The sequence below is a fragment of the Vibrio sp. D173a genome (assembly GCF_030248475.1).
This window is the reverse complement of record NZ_JAHGAH010000627.1, coordinates 1-818: the sequence shown is the minus strand read 5'-3', so window position 1 is coordinate 818 and position 818 is coordinate 1. Positions and strand designations below refer to the sequence as shown.

At 47.6% G+C, this 818-nt stretch carries 1 pseudogene; it reads left to right on the top strand.

Annotated elements, in window-relative coordinates:
* Positions 1–818, top strand: a pseudogene (secD, locus tag KIV40_RS28040) (protein translocase subunit SecD); the annotation flags it as partial.

The window sequence follows — 818 nt, the reverse complement described above, 5'->3', positions numbered from 1 at the left end:
CTGGTAAAGATGCGGTTGAAGTATTGCTACGTAACGAGGAACAACTTGCAGCAGCGAAAACGTTGCTAGAGTCTCTGCACCCAGATATGACTTTCGTTGATTCTGAGTCGAATGGTCGTTTCTCTCTGATTGCTAACTTTACTGAAACGCGTCTTCAAGAGATCCGTAACTACGCTGTAGAGCAGAACATCACTATCCTTCGTAACCGTGTTAACGATTTGGGTGTTGCTGAGCCGCTGGTTCAACGTCAAGGCGCAAGCCGTATCGTAGTTGAACTACCAGGCGTTCAAGACACAGCTCGTGCAAAAGAGATTCCGAAGTAGATAGCTCTGCGGATCTTGCTGCAGCTGCGGCAGGTCGTGCACCAGCAGGTAGCGAAATCAAGCAAGACCGTGATGGTCGCCCTGTTGTTCTTAAGAAGCGCGTTATCCTAGGCGGTTCGAGCATTACAGATGCAAGCTCAAGTGTTGATGAATATGGTCGTCCTCAAGTTAACATCTCGCTAGACAGCGAAGGTGGTAGCAAGATGTCTGCGTTCTCTCGTCAAAATATCGGTAAGCTAATGGCTACCGTATTTGCAGAGTACAAAGACAGCGGTCGTAAGACACCTGAAGGCAAAGTGATTCTAACTAAGCATGAAGAAGTCATTAACCAAGCAACGATTCAATCTGCGCTAGGTCGTAACTTCCGTATTACTGGTATCGACTCTGCTGCTGAAGCTCACAACCTTGCACTTCTTCTACGTGCTGGTGCTCTGATTGCACCTATCTCGATCGTTGAAGAACGTACCATTGGTCCATCTATGGGTCAGCAGAATA